Below are 17813 nucleotides of genomic sequence, written 5' to 3' on the forward strand. Positions count from 1 at the left end.
GCATGGCGGATCACTATTACTCGAAAAAGCCGTCGGCGGCCAGTGACAGGCAGGCGGTTCGAACGACGCTGCGCGGCAAAGCTTTCGAGTTTGCGACCGATGCAGGCGTGTTCTCCAAGGAAGGGATCGATTTCGGGAGCCGTCTGCTGATTGATACGATGGACATCTCGGAAACCGACGAAGTGCTCGACGTCGGCTGCGGGTACGGTCCGATCGGCCTGACCGCCGCGTCCCTCGCGAGCCGGGGGCGGGTAACGATGGTAGATATTAATGAGAGAGCCGTGAAGCTGGCAAAAGAAAACGCAGGAAAGAACGGCATAACCAACGCGGATATCTTGCAGGGTGATTTGTTCGAGTCGCTGGAAGGAAAGACGTATACGAAAATTTTAACAAACCCGCCGATCCGGGCGGGCAAGCAGGTGGTGCATCGCATTTTCGAAATGGCTTATCAGCATCTGGTCGAAGGGGGTCAGTTGTGGATCGTCATTCAGAAAAAGCAAGGCGCTCCGTCGGCGCTCGCTAAGCTCGAGTCTTTGTTCGGAATGGTAGATGAAGTGGCCAAGGACAAAGGCTACCGTATCTACTGCGCGACGAAGTAGGCTTCGGAGGCACAGCTTCACTTTCGGGAAATGTTTTCGGGGCCCCCAAAAAGTAGTCGGATTTAAGCGTCGAAGAATTGCTTCACTTTTTGGGGATTGTTTCAGGGGGCTCCCCGAAAAGTATTCGGACTAAGCATCGAAGGCAAACTTCACTTTTTGGGGATGAGGATACGCCCGAGTAAGTTGTATTTGACTCGCGTTTCCCGTTGTGGTAATATTATAAAATGTCAGTATTAAGCTGGGCGCTGTGTCTTTATTTCGCTAAAATGTCAAGTCTTTTTTTGGTGGACATGAATAAATTTTAGCTTGTGAGGTATAATGTTTGCATTTTGGGAAAATCTACTTAAATGTGAACATTGGAAGGCTGCCACGATACCGCGGAAAAAAGGTCTCTCTGCAATGCCGTAAGGCTTTCAACGAGGCTTTTCTTCTTTTTTTGCTTGCAGTATTTTTCGAGTCGATGTGAGGGGTGAAGGAAAGTTGGCGGGTCATACTGTTCAATACGGACGTCGCAATCGCAGAACGTACGCACGGATTAATGAAGTGCTGGAAGTCCCGAACCTGATCGAAATCCAGCAAAAATCGTACCAGTGGTTTTTGGACGAAGGTTTGCGCGAAATGTTTCAGGATATTTCGCCGATTCAGGATTTCACGGGTAACTTGGTACTGGAATTCATCGATTACAGCTTGGGCGAGCCCAAATATTCCGTCGATGATTCAAAGGAACGTGACGTCACGTACGCAGCTCCGCTGCGCGTCAAGGTGCGTTTAATCAATAAAGAAACCGGCGAAGTGAAGGAGCAGGAAGTGTTCATGGGCGATTTCCCGCTCATGACGGATACCGGTACCTTTATTATTAACGGTGCCGAACGGGTTATCGTCAGTCAGCTCGTTCGTTCCCCCAGTGTTTATTTTAGCACAAAAGTCGACAAAAACGGTAAGAAAAGTTACACGGCTACCGTCATACCGAATCGGGGCGCTTGGCTCGAGCTGGAGACGGATGCGAAGGACATTATCTACGTGCGGATCGACCGGACGCGCAAAATTCCGGTTACGGTGCTGCTGCGCGCACTCGGCTTCGGAACCGATGCGGAGATCATCGATTTGCTCGGGGACGACGAGTATATTCGCAATACGCTGGACAAAGACAACACCGATACGACGGATAAAGCTCTCATCGAAATTTACGAGCGTCTCCGTCCGGGCGAGCCTCCTACGCTGGATAACGCGAAGAGCTTGCTGATCGCCCGTTTCTTTGACCCGAAACGCTACGATCTGGCGAATGTCGGCCGTTACAAAATCAATAAAAAGCTGCATATTAAAAACCGTCTGTTCAACCAGAGACTGGCCGAAACGCTGGCCAACCCGGAGACGGGCGAAATTATCGCGGAAGCCGGTCAAATGCTGGACCGTCGTCTGCTCGATCAAATTTTGCCTTATCTCGAAAAGGACGTCGGTTTCGTAGAATTCGGCGTAAGCAGCGGAGTTCTCGACGCGGACCGCATTCCGATGCAGGCTATTAACGTCTATTCCCCGCAGGAAGAGGGCAAGATCGTCAAAGTCATCTCCAACGGGATCATCGATAAATCGATTAAAAATATTACGCCGGCGGATATCATATCGTCGATCAATTATTTCATCAACCTGCTGCACGGCATCGGCAGTACGGACGATATCGACCACTTGGGCAACCGGAGATTGCGTTCTGTCGGCGAATTGCTGCAAAATCAGTTCCGTATCGGCTTGTCCCGGATGGAGCGCGTCGTAAGGGAACGGATGTCGATTCAGGACGCCAATGTCATCACGCCGCAAGCGCTGATCAACATCCGTCCGGTAATTGCCTCGATCAAGGAATTTTTCGGAAGTTCCCAGCTGTCCCAGTTCATGGATCAGACGAATCCGCTTGCCGAATTGACGCATAAGCGCCGTCTGTCCGCACTCGGCCCGGGCGGTTTGACACGCGAACGCGCCGGCATGGAAGTCCGCGACGTCCACCATTCCCACTATGGCCGGATGTGCCCGATCGAGACGCCGGAAGGTCCGAACATCGGTCTGATCAACTCCTTGTCATCGTTCGCCCGCATCAACGAATATGGCTTCATCGAAGCCCCGTATCGCTGGGTGGATCCGAAAACGGGTCAAGTAACGGAGCAGATCGGCTATCTGACGGCCGACGAAGAAGACAATTATGTAATCGGACAGGCGAATGCCGAATTGAATGAAGACGGTACGTTCGCGAACGATACGGTAATCGTGCGTTATAAGGACGATATTTTGACGCTGCCGAAAGAACGCGTCGACTATATGGACGTTTCGCCGAAGCAGGTCGTATCCGTGGCAACGGCGCTTATACCGTTCTTGGAAAATGACGACTCCAACCGCGCGCTAATGGGATCGAACATGCAGCGGCAGGCCGTTCCGCTTCTTATTCCCAAATCGCCTTTGGTCGGTACGGGAATGGAGCATAAGAGCGCCAAGGATTCCGGGGTATGTATCGTTAGCAAGCATGACGGTATCGTGGAGCGCGTGTCGGCGAACGAAGTATGGGTGCGCCGCCGGGCGATGGTCGACGGACGCCTTGTAGAGGGCGACCTGATCAAGCATAGACTCCACAAATTTATTCGTTCCAACCAAGGAACATGCATTAACCAACGTCCGATCGTGAATAAAGGCGACGTGATCAAGGCGGGCGACATTTTGGCCGACGGACCGTCAACGGAAATGGGCGAGCTTGCGCTTGGCCGCAACGTCGTCGTAGCGTTCATGACCTGGGAAGGCTACAACTACGAGGATGCCATTCTGCTCAGCCAGAAGCTGGTCAAGGAAGATGTCTATACTTCGATTCACATCGAAGAATACGAGTCCGAAGCCCGCGATACGAAGCTTGGACCTGAAGAAATTACGCGCGACATTCCAAACGTCGGCGAGGATGCGCTCCGCAATCTTGACGAGCGCGGCATAATCCGCGTCGGTGCGGAAATCGGCGCCGGTGATATTCTGGTCGGCAAAGTAACGCCGAAGGGCGTGACCGAGCTGACTGCGGAAGAGCGACTCCTCCATGCGATCTTCGGGGAGAAGGCGCGCGAAGTCCGGGATACGTCGCTTCGCGTTCCTCACGGTACCGACGGCATCGTTGTCGATGTCAAAGTGTTTACCCGCGAGAACGGCGACGAACTGCCGCCTGGGGTCAATCAACTCGTTCGTGTTTATATTGCCCAAAAACGTAAAATATCCGAAGGCGATAAAATGGCCGGACGCCACGGCAACAAGGGCGTTATCGCGCGCATTTTGCCGGAAGAGGATATGCCCTTCCTTCCGGACGGCACGCCGGTTCAAGTCGTGCTTAACCCGCTGGGGGTTCCATCGCGGATGAATATCGGCCAGGTGCTCGAGGTGCATCTCGGGATGGCGTCGCTTCGTCTCGGTATCCATACCGCTACGCCGGTATTCGATGGAGCGCGCGAGTACGACGTATTCGATACGATGGAAGAGGCCGGCATGCAGCGCAACGGCAAAACGATATTGTATGACGGCCGTACGGGCGAACCGTTCGAGCGGGAAGTTACAGTCGGCGTCATGTATATGATCAAGCTGGCGCACATGGTTGACGATAAAATCCATGCCCGTTCCACCGGTCCATACTCTCTCGTAACGCAGCAGCCGCTCGGCGGTAAGGCGCAGTTCGGCGGACAGCGTTTCGGGGAAATGGAAGTTTGGGCGCTTGAAGCATACGGCGCTGCCTATACGCTGCAAGAAATTTTGACTGTCAAATCCGATGACGTCGTCGGACGCGTCAAAACGTACGAGTCGATCGTCAAAGGCGAGAACGTGCCGGAGCCTGGCGTTCCGGAATCGTTCAAAGTATTGATCAAAGAGCTGCAAAGCTTGGGTATGGACGTCAAAATTTTGTCGGAGAACGAAGAAGAGATCGAGATGAAGGAACTGGACGACGAAGACGACGTCTCCGGCGACAAGCTCAATCTCAACTTGGAAGGTTCCGAAGCGGGAATCGAATGATTCGGCGTGATCGGTTCGGCAGCATACACTGGAGGAGGGTTGCTCCTTGTTGGACGTAAACAATTTCGAGTACATGAAGATAGGTCTCGCTTCGCCCGATAAAATCCGTTCTTGGTCCCGGGGGGAAGTCAAGAAGCCGGAAACGATCAACTACCGGACGTTGAAGCCGGAAAAAGAAGGCTTGTTCTGCGAGAAAATATTCGGACCGACGAAAGACTGGGAATGTCACTGCGGGAAGTATAAGCGCGTCCGTTACAAAGGGGTCGTCTGCGACCGCTGCGGCGTCGAAGTTACGCGGGCGAAAGTACGTCGCGAACGCATGGGCCATATCGAGCTCGCCGCTCCCGTATCGCACATCTGGTACTTCAAGGGCATTCCAAGCCGTATGGGTCTGGCGCTCGACATGTCTCCTCGCTCCCTTGAAGAGATTATATACTTCGCATCTTATGTCGTGACCGATCCGGGCGATACGCCTTTGGAGAAAAAGCAGCTGCTGTCCGAGAAGGAATACCGCAGCTATCGGGAGAAATACGGCTACGCCTTCCAAGCCGGAATGGGCGCCGAAGCGGTGAAGAAGCTGCTTCAGGATATCGACATCAACAAGGAAGTCGACCAGCTCAAGGAAGAGCTGCGCACGGCCCAAGGGCAGCGCCGCAACCGTGCGATCAAGCGTCTGGAAGTCATGGAGGCGTTCCGCAATTCCGGCAACGAGCCGGACTGGATGGTGCTTGACGTGCTTCCGGTTATTCCTCCGGAGCTTCGGCCTATGGTTCAGCTCGACGGCGGCCGTTTTGCGACATCGGATTTGAACGACCTGTACCGCCGCGTTATTAACCGGAACAACCGGCTGAAGCGACTGCTTGATCTCGGCGCTCCGGATATTATCGTACAGAATGAGAAACGGATGCTGCAGGAAGCCGTCGACGCTTTGATCGACAACGGCCGTCGCGGACGCCCTGTTACGGGCCCGGGAAACCGTCCGCTTAAATCGCTCAGCCATATGCTTAAGGGCAAGCAAGGGCGTTTCCGTCAAAATCTGCTCGGTAAACGGGTCGACTACTCTGGCCGTTCCGTTATCGTCGTAGGACCAAGCTTGAAGATGTATCAGTGCGGGCTGCCGAAGGAAATGGCGCTCGAGCTGTTCAAGCCTTTCGTTATGAAAGAACTCGTTAACAAAGGGCTCGCTCATAATATCAAGAGTGCGAAACGCAAAGTAGAACGAGTCAGCCCGGAAGTTTGGGACGTTCTCGAAGAAGTGATCAAGGAGCATCCGGTTTTGCTGAACCGTGCGCCTACGCTTCACCGTCTCGGGATTCAGGCGTTCGAGCCGATTCTCGTGGAAGGCCGCGCGATCAAGCTGCATCCGCTCGTCTGTACGGCTTATAACGCGGATTTCGACGGCGACCAGATGGCTGTTCACGTTCCTTTGTCGGCTGAAGCGCAAGCGGAAGCACGCATTCTGATGCTTGCCTCGGGCAACATTTTGAATCCGAAAGACGGTAAGCCTGTCGTTACGCCTTCGCAGGACATGGTATTGGGCAGCTTCTACTTGACTATGGATAACCAAGAGGCCCAAGGAACCGGTACGATTTTCCGCAACGTTCATGAGGCGGTTTCGGCTTACCAACGCGGAGCGGCATCCTTGCACGCCCGTGTCGCCATACCTGCAAAAGTGTTGAACAAGGCGAGCTTTACGGCCAAGCAGCAAGAAGCGCTGCTCGTTACGACAGTGGGGAAAATCATATTCAACGAAATTTTCCCGACCGACTTCCCTTACATTAATGAAGCGACGAAAAATAATTTGTTCAATGGCATCTCTGACGAATATTTCATATTCGAAAAGGGCGCAGACGTACGGGAGTTTATCAAAAACGCACCTTCACGCGGAGCCGTTGGCAAAGACTACCTCGGCACGATTATCGGGGAATGCTTCCGTAAGTACCATACGATGGAAACATCCATCATTTTGGATAACATCAAGCAAAACGGGTTTACGTATTCGACTCGCGCGGGTATTACCGTAGCCGTCTCCGACGTTATCGTACCGAAGGAGAAGGAAGTCATCCTCGGGGAATCCGAAGAGAAGGTCAAGATCGTCATGCAGCAATACCGTCGCGGTCTTATAACCGATGACGAACGGTACGATCGCGTTATTACGATCTGGAGTGAAACGAAGGATCGCATAACCGAAGTGCTCATGAAGTCGCTCGACAAGTTCAATTCGATCATGATGATGGTGGAATCGAAAGCCCGGGGTAACAAATCGCAGATTACCCAGCTCGGCGGTATGCGGGGTCTCATGGCTACGCCGTCCGGACGGATCTACGAATTGCCGATCAAATCGAATTTCCGCGAAGGCTTGACCGTCTTGGAATACTTTATCTCGACACATGGCGCACGGAAAGGTTTGGCCGATACGGCGCTCCGTACGGCAGACTCCGGTTACTTGACGCGCCGTCTCGTCGATGTGGCCCAGGATGTCATTGTACGCGATGAAGATTGCGGAACGGACAAAGGCTTTGTCGTCAGCAAAATCCAAGACGGCAAAGAGGTTATCGAGGACCTGTACGACCGTATCGAAGGGCGTTATTCGTTCGAGACGGTACGGCATCCGCAAACCGGTGAAATCATTGTCAGCCGCAACGAGTTGATCGAGTCTGCGAAGGCCGATGCGATCATTGCGGCGGGCGTGCAAAAAATTCAAATTCGTTCCGTACTCAGCTGCCGGACTCGTCATGGCGTGTGCAAAAAGTGCTACGGCCGCAACTTGGCTACGGGCACGCATGTTGAAATCGGCGAAGCGGTCGGAATTATTGCCGCTCAATCCATCGGTGAGCCGGGAACCCAGCTTACGATGCGTACGTTCCATACCGGGGGCGTTGCAGGGGACGATATTACCCAAGGTTTGCCGCGTATTCAGGAGCTGTTCGAGGCGCGCAATCCGAAGGGCCAAGCGACGATTACCGAGATTGACGGCAAAGTAAAAGATATTCGTGAAGGCAAGGACCGTCGCGAGATCGAAATCGAAGGAGAAGCCGAGTCCAAAACGTATTCGGTCACCTACGGTTCCCGTATTCGCGTCGCGATCGGCCATCAAGTCGAAGCTGGCGACGAATTGACCGACGGTTCGATCGATCCGAAGGAAATGCTGCGCATTAAAGGCATTCGCGGGGTGCAGAACTACATCCTGCAGGAAGTGCAGCGCGTATACCGGAACCAGGGCGTTGAAATCAACGACAAGCATATCGAGATTATGATCCGCCAAATGCTTCGCAAAATACGGATCATAGACAGCGGCAGCACCATTCTGCTGCCTGGCTCGTTCGTCGATATGCACGAGTACGAGGAAGCGAACCGTCAGGTGCTGTTCTCCGGGGAAGAGCCTGCCGTTGCCAAGCCGGTGCTGCTCGGGATTACGAAAGCATCTCTCGAGACCGACTCGTTCTTGTCTGCGGCATCCTTCCAGGAGACGACGCGCGTCTTGACCGATGCGGCAATCAAAGGAAAAGTCGACCAACTGCTCGGTCTGAAAGAAAACGTCATTATCGGCAAGCTCATTCCGGCCGGTACGGGTATGGCCCGTTATCGGAGCATCCGGGTGAACGATCCGAACGTGGTAGAGTCGGATTCCGAACAAGAGTTGGAAACGGTAGCCGTCGAGTCTTGAGTCTTTCGTTCTTGACACCGCATTTTCGAAATGCTAAACTATCAAAGTGTGTGCCGAAGCCCCGTTTTCACTCCTGTACTTTGGAGGATAAGCGCGATGTCTTATGATAAAGTAAAACAGGCGGAGAACATTTCGATAGGCACGAAACAAACGACAAGAATGGTGGAGCTGGGTAAAGCTTCGGAAGTTTTTGTCGCGAAAGATGCAGATCCGAGAATAACAGCCAAGATCGTGAACCTGTGCAAGAAAATGGGGGTTCAAGTAACATATGTCGACTCGATGAAGCAGCTTGGCAAAGCGTGCGGAATCGAAGTCGGTGCGGCGATGGTAGCCGCAGTGAACGAATAATTAAGAAGCACGGCGGAATAACAGGTATTCCTCGAGCTTACAACATGTTTTTGTCGCCTGCGAATCGCGATCATGCGGGAAGGCGGGCGGCAAAAACATTTCGTTTGCCTAAACGCGAACCACCTGGATCTGTGGACTTGAATCGGAGCATGGCAGCCTAATAGCAAGAATGGGAAGGAGGTGGCGACATGCCAACTATTAACCAATTGGTACGCAAAGGCCGCAAGGCGAAAATCACCAAGTCGAAATCGCCCGCTCTTCAAAGAGGGTTCAACGCCCTGAAACGCGAATCGACCGACTTGAGCGCTCCGCAAAAACGCGGCGTCTGCACTCGCGTAGGCACGATGACGCCGAAGAAACCGAACTCCGCACTGCGGAAGTACGCTCGCGTACGCTTGACTAACCGCGTTGAGGTGACGGCTTACATTCCGGGTATCGGACATAACCTGCAAGAGCACAGCGTCGTATTGATCCGCGGTGGCCGGGTTAAAGACCTTCCGGGTGTACGTTACCATATCGTTCGCGGCGCATTGGATACTTCCGGCGTCAACAACCGGAAACAAGCCCGTTCCAAATACGGAACGAAACGTCCTAAAGTGAAGAAGTAAGAACGAAGAGCAATCGACCGCTTTATAGCGGAATGAAATGGATGAAACTCGCAAGAAAGGGGGATAACTATGCCTCGTAAAGGTCCAGTTCCGAAAAGAGACGTATTGCCGGATCCGATTTACAGCAGCAAGCTCGTTACCCGACTTATCAACCGTATCATGATCGACGGAAAGCGCGGAGTTGCACAAACGATTTTGTACAACGCGTTCAACCTGATCAAAGATCGTTCCGGTAAAGAGCCGATGGAAGTATTCGAGGCGGCGATCAAGAACATCATGCCTGTGCTTGAAGTAAAAGCTCGCCGCGTCGGCGGTTCGAACTATCAAGTTCCGGTGGAGGTTAAACCGGAGCGCCGTACGGCACTCGGTCTTCGTTGGTTGGTCCATTATTCGCGCCTTCGCGGCGAGAAAACGATGGAAGAGCGTTTGGCGGCAGAAATTTTGGACGCCAGCAACAACACCGGAGCTTCCGTGAAAAAACGGGAAGATACGCACAAAATGGCGGAAGCGAACAAAGCTTTTGCACACTATCGCTGGTAATCTGCTAGAAAGGCTTCTTTACGGAAGTCTTTCTACATAAACCCAAGTGAACTACATCTTGAAAGGAGAAGATCATATGCCAAGAGAGTTCTCCTTAGCAAAGACGCGCAACATCGGGATTATGGCGCATATCGATGCCGGCAAGACTACCACCACCGAGCGGATTCTGTTTTTCACAGGCCGTACCCACAAAATCGGCGAAGTGCACGAAGGTGCAGCAACGATGGACTGGATGGAGCAGGAGCAGGAGCGCGGAATCACGATTACGTCCGCAGCAACGACCTGTCAGTGGAAAGAACACCGGATCAACATTATCGATACGCCAGGACACGTAGACTTCACGGTTGAAGTCGAACGTTCCCTGCGCGTTCTTGACGGCGCGGTTGGCGTATTCAGTGCCAAAGAAGGCGTTGAGCCCCAATCCGAGACCGTCTGGAGACAAGCGGATCGCTACGGTGTACCGCGGATCGCCTACGTCAATAAGATGGATATCATCGGCGCCGATTTCCTCGGCGTTATTGGCCAAATGCGCGATCGGCTGAAAGCCAATGCGGTAGCTATTCAACTTCCGATCGGGGCCGAGGCCGATTTCAAAGGCATCATCGACCTGGTCGAGCAAGTTGCTTACATCTTCAAAGACGATCAAGGCAAATTCGAAAAAGAAGAGATCCCGGCAGAATTCCTTCCGAAAATTGCCGAGCTTCGGACCGAGCTTGTCGAGAAAGTTGCTGAATTGGACGAAGATCTGACGATGAAGTATCTGGAGGGAGAAGAAATCTCCATTCCAGAAATCAAAGCAGCTCTGCGCAAAGGCGTATGCGAAGTGAAAATCTTCCCGGTCATTTGCGGATCGTCCTATAAAAACAAAGGAGTTCAGCTTATGCTGGACGCCGTTGTCGACTACTTGCCGGCGCCGATCGACGTACCGGATATCCGCGGAACGCTCGAAGACGGCACCGAAGTCGTTCGCAAATCCAGTGACACAGAGCCGTTCTCGGCGCTGGCGTTCAAGATTGCGACTGACCCGTATGTAGGTAAGCTGACGTTCTTCCGCGTTTACTCGGGCGTTCTTCAATCCGGCTCGTACGTATTGAATGCGACCAAAGGCAAACGTGAACGGATCGGACGTATTCTGCAGATGCACGCCAACAGCCGTCAAGAAATTAGCGAGGTTTACTCGGGCGATATCGCGGCTGCCGTAGGTCTGAAAGATACGATTACCGGCGATACGTTGTGCGATGAGAAAAATCCGGTTATTCTGGAGTCGATGAACTTCCCGGATCCGGTAATCTCCATCGCAGTAGAACCGAAGACAAAAGCCGACCAAGACAAGATGGGCGTAGCCCTCTCCAAATTGGCCGAAGAAGATCCGACTTTCCGTTACTATACGGACGAAGAGACCGGCCAGACGATCATCCAAGGTATGGGCGAGCTCCACTTGGAAATTATCGTTGACCGCATGCTTCGCGAGTTTAGAGTGGAAACGAACGTAGGTAAGCCGCAAGTAGCTTATCGCGAAACATTCCGCTCCCCGGCGAAAGTCGAAGGGAAGTTTGTTCGCCAATCCGGCGGTCGCGGTCAGTACGGTCACGTATGGATCGAGTTCGAACCGCTCGAACCGGGAACAGGCTTCGTATTCGAGAACAAAATCGTCGGTGGCGTAGTGCCGAGAGAGTATATTCCTGCCGTTCAAGCCGGTATTGAAGAATCGATGAAGAATGGCGTTCTTGCCGGATATCCGCTCGTGGACTTGAAAGCCCGTATCGTTGACGGCTCTTACCACGATGTCGACTCCAGTGAAATGGCGTTCAAAATCGCCGGTTCCATGGCGCTTAAGGCAGCGAAAGACAAATGTAATCCGGCCATTCTTGAGCCGATTATGAAAGTGGAAGTTACCGTTCCCGACGAGTACATGGGCGACGTAATGGGCGATTTGAACTCCCGCCGCGGCCGTATCGAAGGCATGGATTCCCGCGCTGGCGCTCAAGTTATCCGTTCCAAAGTACCGCTCGCCGAAATGTTCGGCTACTCCACAACACTCCGTTCGCGTACTCAAGGACGCGGCGTATATTCGATGGAAATATCCCATTATGAAGAAGTGCCTAAGAGTATTGCAGAAGAAATTATTGCAAAGAACAAGGGCGCATAATCATAATCTCTATTTAAGGAGGAATTGTAGTCATGGGAAAAGCGAAATTTGAACGTAATAAGCCGCACGTTAACATCGGTACGATCGGTCACGTCGACCATGGTAAAACAACGCTGACGGCTGCAATCACAACTGTTTTGGCGAAAAGATACGGTGGTAGCGCCGTAGCGTTCGACCAAATCGACAAAGCTCCGGAAGAGCGCGAGCGCGGTATCACGATCTCGACGGCACACGTTGAGTACGAAACTCCGAACCGTCACTATGCACACGTTGACTGCCCAGGACACGCCGACTATGTTAAAAACATGATCACCGGCGCAGCTCAAATGGACGGCGCGATTCTGGTTGTATCCGCAGCTGACGGCCCTATGCCGCAAACTCGCGAGCACATCCTGCTCTCCCGCCAAGTAGGCGTTCCTTACATTGTCGTATTCCTGAACAAATGCGACATGGTTGAAGACGAAGAATTGCTCGAGCTCGTTGAGATGGAAGTTCGCGACCTGCTGAACGAGTATGAATTCCCGGGCGACGACACGCCGATCATCCGTGGTTCCGCTCGTGAAGCATTGCAAAATCCGGACGGCGAATGGGCTAACAAAATCATTGAGCTGTTCGAGCAAGTCGACACTTACATCCCTACGCCTGAGCGCGATACCGACAAGCCTTTCTTGATGCCTGTCGAGGACGTGTTCACGATCACTGGCCGCGGTACCGTTGCAACTGGTCGCGTAGAACGCGGTGTAGTAAAAGTTGGCGACGAGATCGAAATCGTCGGTATTGCTGAAGACACACGGAAATGCGTCGTTACTGGCGTAGAAATGTTCCGCAAGCTGCTTGACTCTGCTCAAGCGGGCGACAACATCGGTGCTTTGCTCCGTGGCGTTGAGCGTAAAGATATCGAGCGCGGACAAGTTCTGGCAAAACCGGGTTCGGTTAAGCCGCACACGAACTTTTCGGCTCAAATCTACGTCCTGACTAAAGAAGAGGGCGGCCGTCATAAGCCTTTCTTCACAGGCTACCGTCCGCAGTTCTACTTCCGGACTACTGACGTTACCGGTATCATCAACCTGCCGGAAGGCACGGAAATGGTTATGCCAGGCGACAACATCACCGTAACGGTTGAACTGATCAACCCGATCGCTATCGAAGAAGGTACTCGCTTCGCAATTCGCGAAGGCGGCCGTACGGTAGGCGCAGGCGCGGTTGCAACAATCGCGAAGTAAGCTTCGCTTCTATATAATAGAAGAAACAGTCCTCGACGGAAACGTCGGGGACTTTCTTTTCCCTTCCCTCAAGGGATGGAAAGCGACAAAAATAACGAGAATCGAAGGGATGAACCGCGGAGGGATGAGATAAATAGAGCGGAGAGGCGCTTTGCGATGAGCCTCCTTTGAACTCGCATCGCAACCATCGTTCAATCAAGGGATGCGAGTTCAACGAGAGGCTGGAGCTTATTTATTCATCCCGTCTTGATACGCTTCAACGCCCGATTCTCCTTTTTGAAAATTCCTGTGAAAATTTCTTGCTTTCCGTCCCGATTTTTTATATAATAGTGAGCGTTGGTCTGTGACGTTGCGATGATGCGAGAGGTTGCTGACACACCCGGCCCCTTTGCCATGGCGGGATGTCAGGAGATTTTCGCGGAGTATGTCCGATAATCAAATTGGGCGATAGAAGGAGGGAACAATATGGCAAAGCAAAAGATTCGTATCCGCTTAAAGGCGTACGATCACAGAGTACTCGATCAATCCGCAGAGAAAATCGTCGAAACGGCGAAACGTTCCGGTGCAGGAGTGTCCGGTCCGATTCCGCTGCCGACTGAAAAGCAAATCATTACGATTTTGCGCGCGGTGCACAAGTACAAGGATTCCAGAGAGCAGTTCGAAATGCGCACGCATAAGCGTCTGATCGACATCGTGAATCCGACTCCGCAAACGGTCGACGCTTTGATGCGCTTGGATCTGCCGTCTGGTGTAGATATCGAAATCAAACTGTAACATCTGTTTGAAGCAAAGCAAAGGTGCTTAACCGCGAGATAGCGGAAACATTTGTTGCATGTACGCAATTGAACAAAGCAAACGTATGACGAAAAGAGGTGTCAACATGAAAGGTATCTTAGGGAAAAAACTGGGTATGACTCAGGTGTTTGCCGCTGACGGTACGGTCGTTCCTGTAACGGTAATCCAAGCAGGACCTTGCGTCGTTCTTCAAAAGAAAGACCAGGACAACGACGGATACGAAGCGATTCAAATCGGCTTCGACGACAAGAAAGAAAAGAACGCAACTAAACCTGCGATTGGCCATGCGAAAAAAGCCAATGCCGCACCTAAGCGCTACATCAAGGAGATTCGCGGAGCGAGCCTTGGCGAGTATGAAGTTGGCCAGGAGCTTAAAGCAGATCTCTTCGCCGAAGGCGAATATGTTGACGTGACGGGTACTTCCAAAGGTAAAGGAACAGCCGGTGCGATCAAACGTTGGGGCTACTCCCGCGGACCGATGTCTCACGGCTCGAAATATCACCGCGGCGCCGGATCTCAAGCCATTGCGCGTACGAGTAACAAAGTGCCGAAGGGCAAGAAAAATGCCGGTCGTCTTGGTCACGAAACGATTACGATTCAAAAATTGCAAGTTGTTAAAGTCGATGTAGAGCGCAACGTGATTCTGGTGAAAGGCTCCATTCCGGGACCGAACAACAGCTACGTCAGCGTGAAATCGACCGTAAAGCAATAAGGTAGCGAGAAAGGAGGAACACACATGCCAAAAGTAGCACTGTATAACGTGAGCGGAGCGCAAGTGGGCGAAGTCGAACTCGCCGATGCCGTTTTCGGTATCGAGCCGAACGTACACGTCGTTCATTCCGCAGTCGTATTGCAACAAGCTTCCCTGCGTCTTGGTACGCACAAAACGAAGGGTCGTTCGGAAGTTCGCGGCGGCGGTCGCAAACCTTGGAAGCAAAAAGGAACAGGCCGCGCTCGTCAAGGCAGCATCCGTTCTCCGCAATGGAAAGGCGGCGGCGTCGTTTTCGGACCGACTCCTCGCAGCTACGGCTTCAAACTTCCGAAGAAAGTGCGTCGTCTTGCTATCAAATCCGCGCTTTCCTCGAAAGTGATCGACAGCGACATCATTGTTTTGGATCAATTGTCTTTGGCTCAACCGAAAACAAAAGAATTTGCGGCGATCTTGGGCAATCTGAAAGTGGAACGCAAAGCTTTGGTTGTTACCGGAAGCTACGATGACAATGTGGCATTGTCCACGCGCAACATCCCGGGGGTAAAGTTCGTTTCCGCCGAAGGAATCAGCGTGCTTGACGTGCTCGCACACGACAAATTGATCATCACGAAGGATGCAGTTCAGAAAGTAGAGGAGGTGCTTGCGTAATGAAGAACCCACGCGATATTATCAAGCGCCCGATTATTTCTGAGAAATCCAGCGACTTGATGAGCAACAACACGTACGTTTTCGAAGTTGACAGACGTGCGAACAAGACGGAAATCAAGTTGGCGATCCAGGATATTTTCAAAACGAAAGTCGAGAAAGTAAACACGATGATCGTTCCGGCTAAACCGAAACGTTACGGCCGCTATTCCGGATATACGTCCGAATGGAAAAAAGCGATCGTTACTTTGGATAAAGACAGCAAGCCGTTGGAATTTTTTGAGACGGTCTAATTTTATGTGGCAAGGAGGGAAACAACGTGCCTATCAAATCGTTTAAACCGACTTCGCCGTCCAAACGGCAAATGACGGTTTCTACTTTCGAAGAGATTACGGCGTCCAAGCCGGAGAAGTCTTTGCTTGCTCCTCTTATGGTCAAGGCTGGCCGTAACAACCAAGGTAAGATTACGGTTCGTCATCAAGGCGGCGGACATAAACGCAAATACCGCATTATCGATTTCAAACGTATCAAAGACGGAATACCAGGCCGCGTTGCCACGATCGAATACGATCCGAACCGTACGGCCAATATCGCGCTGATCAACTATGCTGACGGAGAAAAACGTTACATTATCGCTCCTAAAGGCTTGAAAGTTGGCGACACGATTTTTTCCGGTCCCAATGCGGACATCAAAATCGGAAACGCGCTTCCGCTCGAGAACATTCCGGTCGGTTCCGTTATCCATAACATCGAGCTGAAACCAGGCAAAGGCGGCCAATTGGCACGCGCTGCAGGTACGGGAGCTCAATTGCTCGGTAAAGAAGGCGAATATGTTTCGATCCGTTTGTCTTCGGGCGAAATGCGCCGCATTTTGAAAGCATGCCGCGCTACGATCGGTACAGTGGGCAACGAAGACCACGAGCTGCTCAATATCGGTAAAGCCGGACGTAACCGTTGGCTGGGCAAACGCCCGACAGTCCGCGGGGTTGTCATGAACCCTGTCGATCACCCGCACGGTGGTGGCGAAGGCCGCGCTCCGATCGGACGCAAATCGCCAATGTCTCCTTGGGGCAAGCCTACGCTCGGATACAAAACGCGCAAGAAGAAAAAAGCATCCAACAAATACATCATCCGTCGCCGCACGAAGTAAGGACGGTTGGCTTCGGTTGGATGAAAGGAGGATTTCGTAAATGGGCCGCAGTTTGAAAAAAGGACCTTTCGTGGATGACCACTTGATGAAAAAAGTCGAGGCTATCGGTCAGAAAAAAACCGTGATCAAAACTTGGTCTCGTCGGTCGACCATTTTCCCGCAATTCGTCGGGCATACGTTCGCCGTATACGATGGCAGAAAGCATGTACCGGTCTATGTAACGGAAGACATGGTTGGACACAAGTTGGGCGAATTCGCACCGACTCGTACGTATAAAGGGCACGACGACGACAAGAAAACCGGCAAACGGTAATAAAGATACAGCTTATGTTTGAGAGGAGGTACTTCCATGCAAGCAAAGGCACATGCGAATCACATTCGCATCGCTCCTCGTAAAGTGCGACTTATTATCGACTTGATCCGGGGCAAGCAAGTAGGCGATGCAATTGCTATTCTGCGCAACACCCCGCGTTCCGCTTCTCCGGTCGTGGAAAAATTGCTGAATTCGGCTATCGCGAACGCCGAGCATAACTTCTCGCTCGACCCGAACAAACTGGTCGTCGAGGAAGCTTACGTCAATCAAGGTCCGACGTTGAAACGGATTCGTCCGCGTTCGCAAGGTCGGGCGTTCAAAATTTTGAAACGGACCAGCCACATTACTTTGGTGGTATCTGAAAAATAAGGAGGGATAAAGTGTGGGTCAAAAGGTAAGCCCAGTAGGCCTCAGAATTGGTGTCATCCGTGATTGGGAATCCAAGTGGTATGCCGATAAAGAATTCGGTACATTGCTGATGGAAGACGTCAAAATCCGTGAATATCTGAAAAACAAGCTGAAAGATTCGGCTGTTTCCCATATCGATATCGAGCGTGCTGCAAACCGCGTCAACGTCACGATTCATACGGCCAAGCCTGGTATGGTAATCGGTAAAGGCGGAGCGGAAGTCGAAGTGATCCGCAATCACATCTCCAAAATGTCGGGCAAAAAAGTCCACATCAATATTGCGGAAATCAAAAATCCCGAGCTCGACGCGATTTTGGTCGCCGAAAGCATCGCCCAACAGCTGGAACGCCGCATTTCGTTCCGTCGCGCGATGAAGCAAGCGATCCAACGTACGATGAGAGCAGGAGCGAAAGGAATCAAAACCGGAGTAAGCGGTCGTCTCGGCGGCGCGGAAATCGCGCGGAGCGAAGGCTACAGCGAAGGTACGGTTCCTCTGCATACATTGCGTGCCGATATTGACTACGGTACGGCGGAAGCACATACGACTTACGGACGGATCGGCGTTAAAGTCTGGATCTATCGCGGCGAAGTTCTTCCGACAGCGAAGAAAAAGGACGTTCAGGAAGGAGGAAACTAATC

16 protein-coding genes are annotated in these 17813 nt (G+C 52.2%); all 16 read left to right on the top strand.

Annotated elements, in window-relative coordinates; translation table 11 throughout:
* The first annotated feature begins 2 nt into the window (after positions 1-2).
* The 16 genes from FE784_RS31945 (at position 3) to rpsC (ending at position 17811) form a co-directional block, all read left to right on the top strand.
* Complete coding sequence (locus FE784_RS31945; RefSeq protein WP_139606319.1) at positions 3-599, top strand: class I SAM-dependent methyltransferase; 597 nt, start codon at positions 3-5, stop codon at positions 597-599.
* Positions 600-1079: 480 nt separating this feature from the next.
* Complete coding sequence (rpoB, locus tag FE784_RS31950; protein WP_139606320.1) at positions 1080-4616, top strand: DNA-directed RNA polymerase subunit beta; 3537 nt, start codon at positions 1080-1082, stop codon at positions 4614-4616.
* A 46-nt stretch (positions 4617-4662) separates the two neighbouring features.
* Positions 4663-8283, top strand: a complete 3621-nt coding sequence (gene rpoC, locus FE784_RS31955; RefSeq protein WP_139606321.1) for a DNA-directed RNA polymerase subunit beta' — start codon at positions 4663-4665, stop codon at positions 8281-8283.
* A 96-nt stretch (positions 8284-8379) separates the two neighbouring features.
* Positions 8380-8631, top strand: a complete 252-nt coding sequence (locus FE784_RS31960) for a 50S ribosomal protein L7ae-like protein (RefSeq protein WP_139606322.1) — start codon at positions 8380-8382, stop codon at positions 8629-8631.
* 188 nt (positions 8632-8819) lie between these two features.
* A complete protein-coding gene (rpsL, locus tag FE784_RS31965) occupies positions 8820-9239 on the top strand; it encodes a 30S ribosomal protein S12 (RefSeq protein WP_139606323.1) in 420 nt (139 codons plus the stop codon).
* Between the two features lie 69 nt (positions 9240-9308).
* Positions 9309-9779 carry a 30S ribosomal protein S7 gene (gene rpsG / locus FE784_RS31970; RefSeq protein WP_139606324.1) on the top strand — a complete coding sequence of 157 codons (471 nt, stop codon included), beginning with the start codon at positions 9309-9311 and terminating at the stop codon, positions 9777-9779.
* A 76-nt stretch (positions 9780-9855) separates the two neighbouring features.
* Complete coding sequence (fusA, locus tag FE784_RS31975) at positions 9856-11928, top strand: elongation factor G (RefSeq protein ID WP_139606325.1); 2073 nt, start codon at positions 9856-9858, stop codon at positions 11926-11928.
* Positions 11929-11960: 32 nt separating this feature from the next.
* Positions 11961-13151, top strand: a complete 1191-nt coding sequence (gene tuf, locus FE784_RS31980; protein WP_139606326.1) for an elongation factor Tu — start codon at positions 11961-11963, stop codon at positions 13149-13151.
* 465 nt (positions 13152-13616) lie between these two features.
* Positions 13617-13925, top strand: a complete 309-nt coding sequence (rpsJ, locus tag FE784_RS31985) for a 30S ribosomal protein S10 (protein WP_006212922.1) — start codon at positions 13617-13619, stop codon at positions 13923-13925.
* Between the two features lie 106 nt (positions 13926-14031).
* Complete coding sequence (rplC, locus tag FE784_RS31990) at positions 14032-14658, top strand: 50S ribosomal protein L3 (protein ID WP_139606327.1); 627 nt, start codon at positions 14032-14034, stop codon at positions 14656-14658.
* Between the two features lie 24 nt (positions 14659-14682).
* Positions 14683-15306: a 50S ribosomal protein L4 gene (gene rplD, locus FE784_RS31995; protein WP_139606328.1), complete on the top strand. Its 624-nt coding sequence runs from the start codon at positions 14683-14685 to the stop codon at positions 15304-15306.
* Entirely contained in the window at positions 15306-15596 is a 291-nt protein-coding gene (gene rplW / locus FE784_RS32000; protein WP_139606329.1) for a 50S ribosomal protein L23, read from the top strand. Before rplD ends, rplW begins: the two co-directional genes overlap by 1 nt.
* 26 nt (positions 15597-15622) lie before the next feature.
* A complete protein-coding gene (gene rplB / locus FE784_RS32005; RefSeq protein ID WP_139606330.1) occupies positions 15623-16453 on the top strand; it encodes a 50S ribosomal protein L2 in 831 nt (276 codons plus the stop codon).
* Between the two features lie 40 nt (positions 16454-16493).
* Entirely contained in the window at positions 16494-16766 is a 273-nt protein-coding gene (gene rpsS / locus FE784_RS32010) for a 30S ribosomal protein S19 (RefSeq protein ID WP_139606331.1), read from the top strand.
* 36 nt (positions 16767-16802) lie between these two features.
* On the top strand, positions 16803-17135 hold the full coding sequence (gene rplV, locus FE784_RS32015; protein WP_139606332.1) for a 50S ribosomal protein L22: 333 nt from the start codon (positions 16803-16805) through the stop codon (positions 17133-17135).
* A gap of 13 nt (positions 17136-17148) precedes the next feature.
* Positions 17149-17811, top strand: coding sequence for a 30S ribosomal protein S3 (gene rpsC / locus FE784_RS32020; protein ID WP_138883735.1), 663 nt, complete (start codon positions 17149-17151; stop codon positions 17809-17811).
* The last annotated feature ends 2 nt before the right edge of the window (positions 17812-17813 follow it).

Origin of the sequence: Paenibacillus hemerocallicola, from assembly GCF_006265175.1 — a bacterium.
Taxonomy (GTDB): domain Bacteria; phylum Bacillota; class Bacilli; order Paenibacillales; family NBRC-103111; genus Paenibacillus_AB; species Paenibacillus_AB hemerocallicola.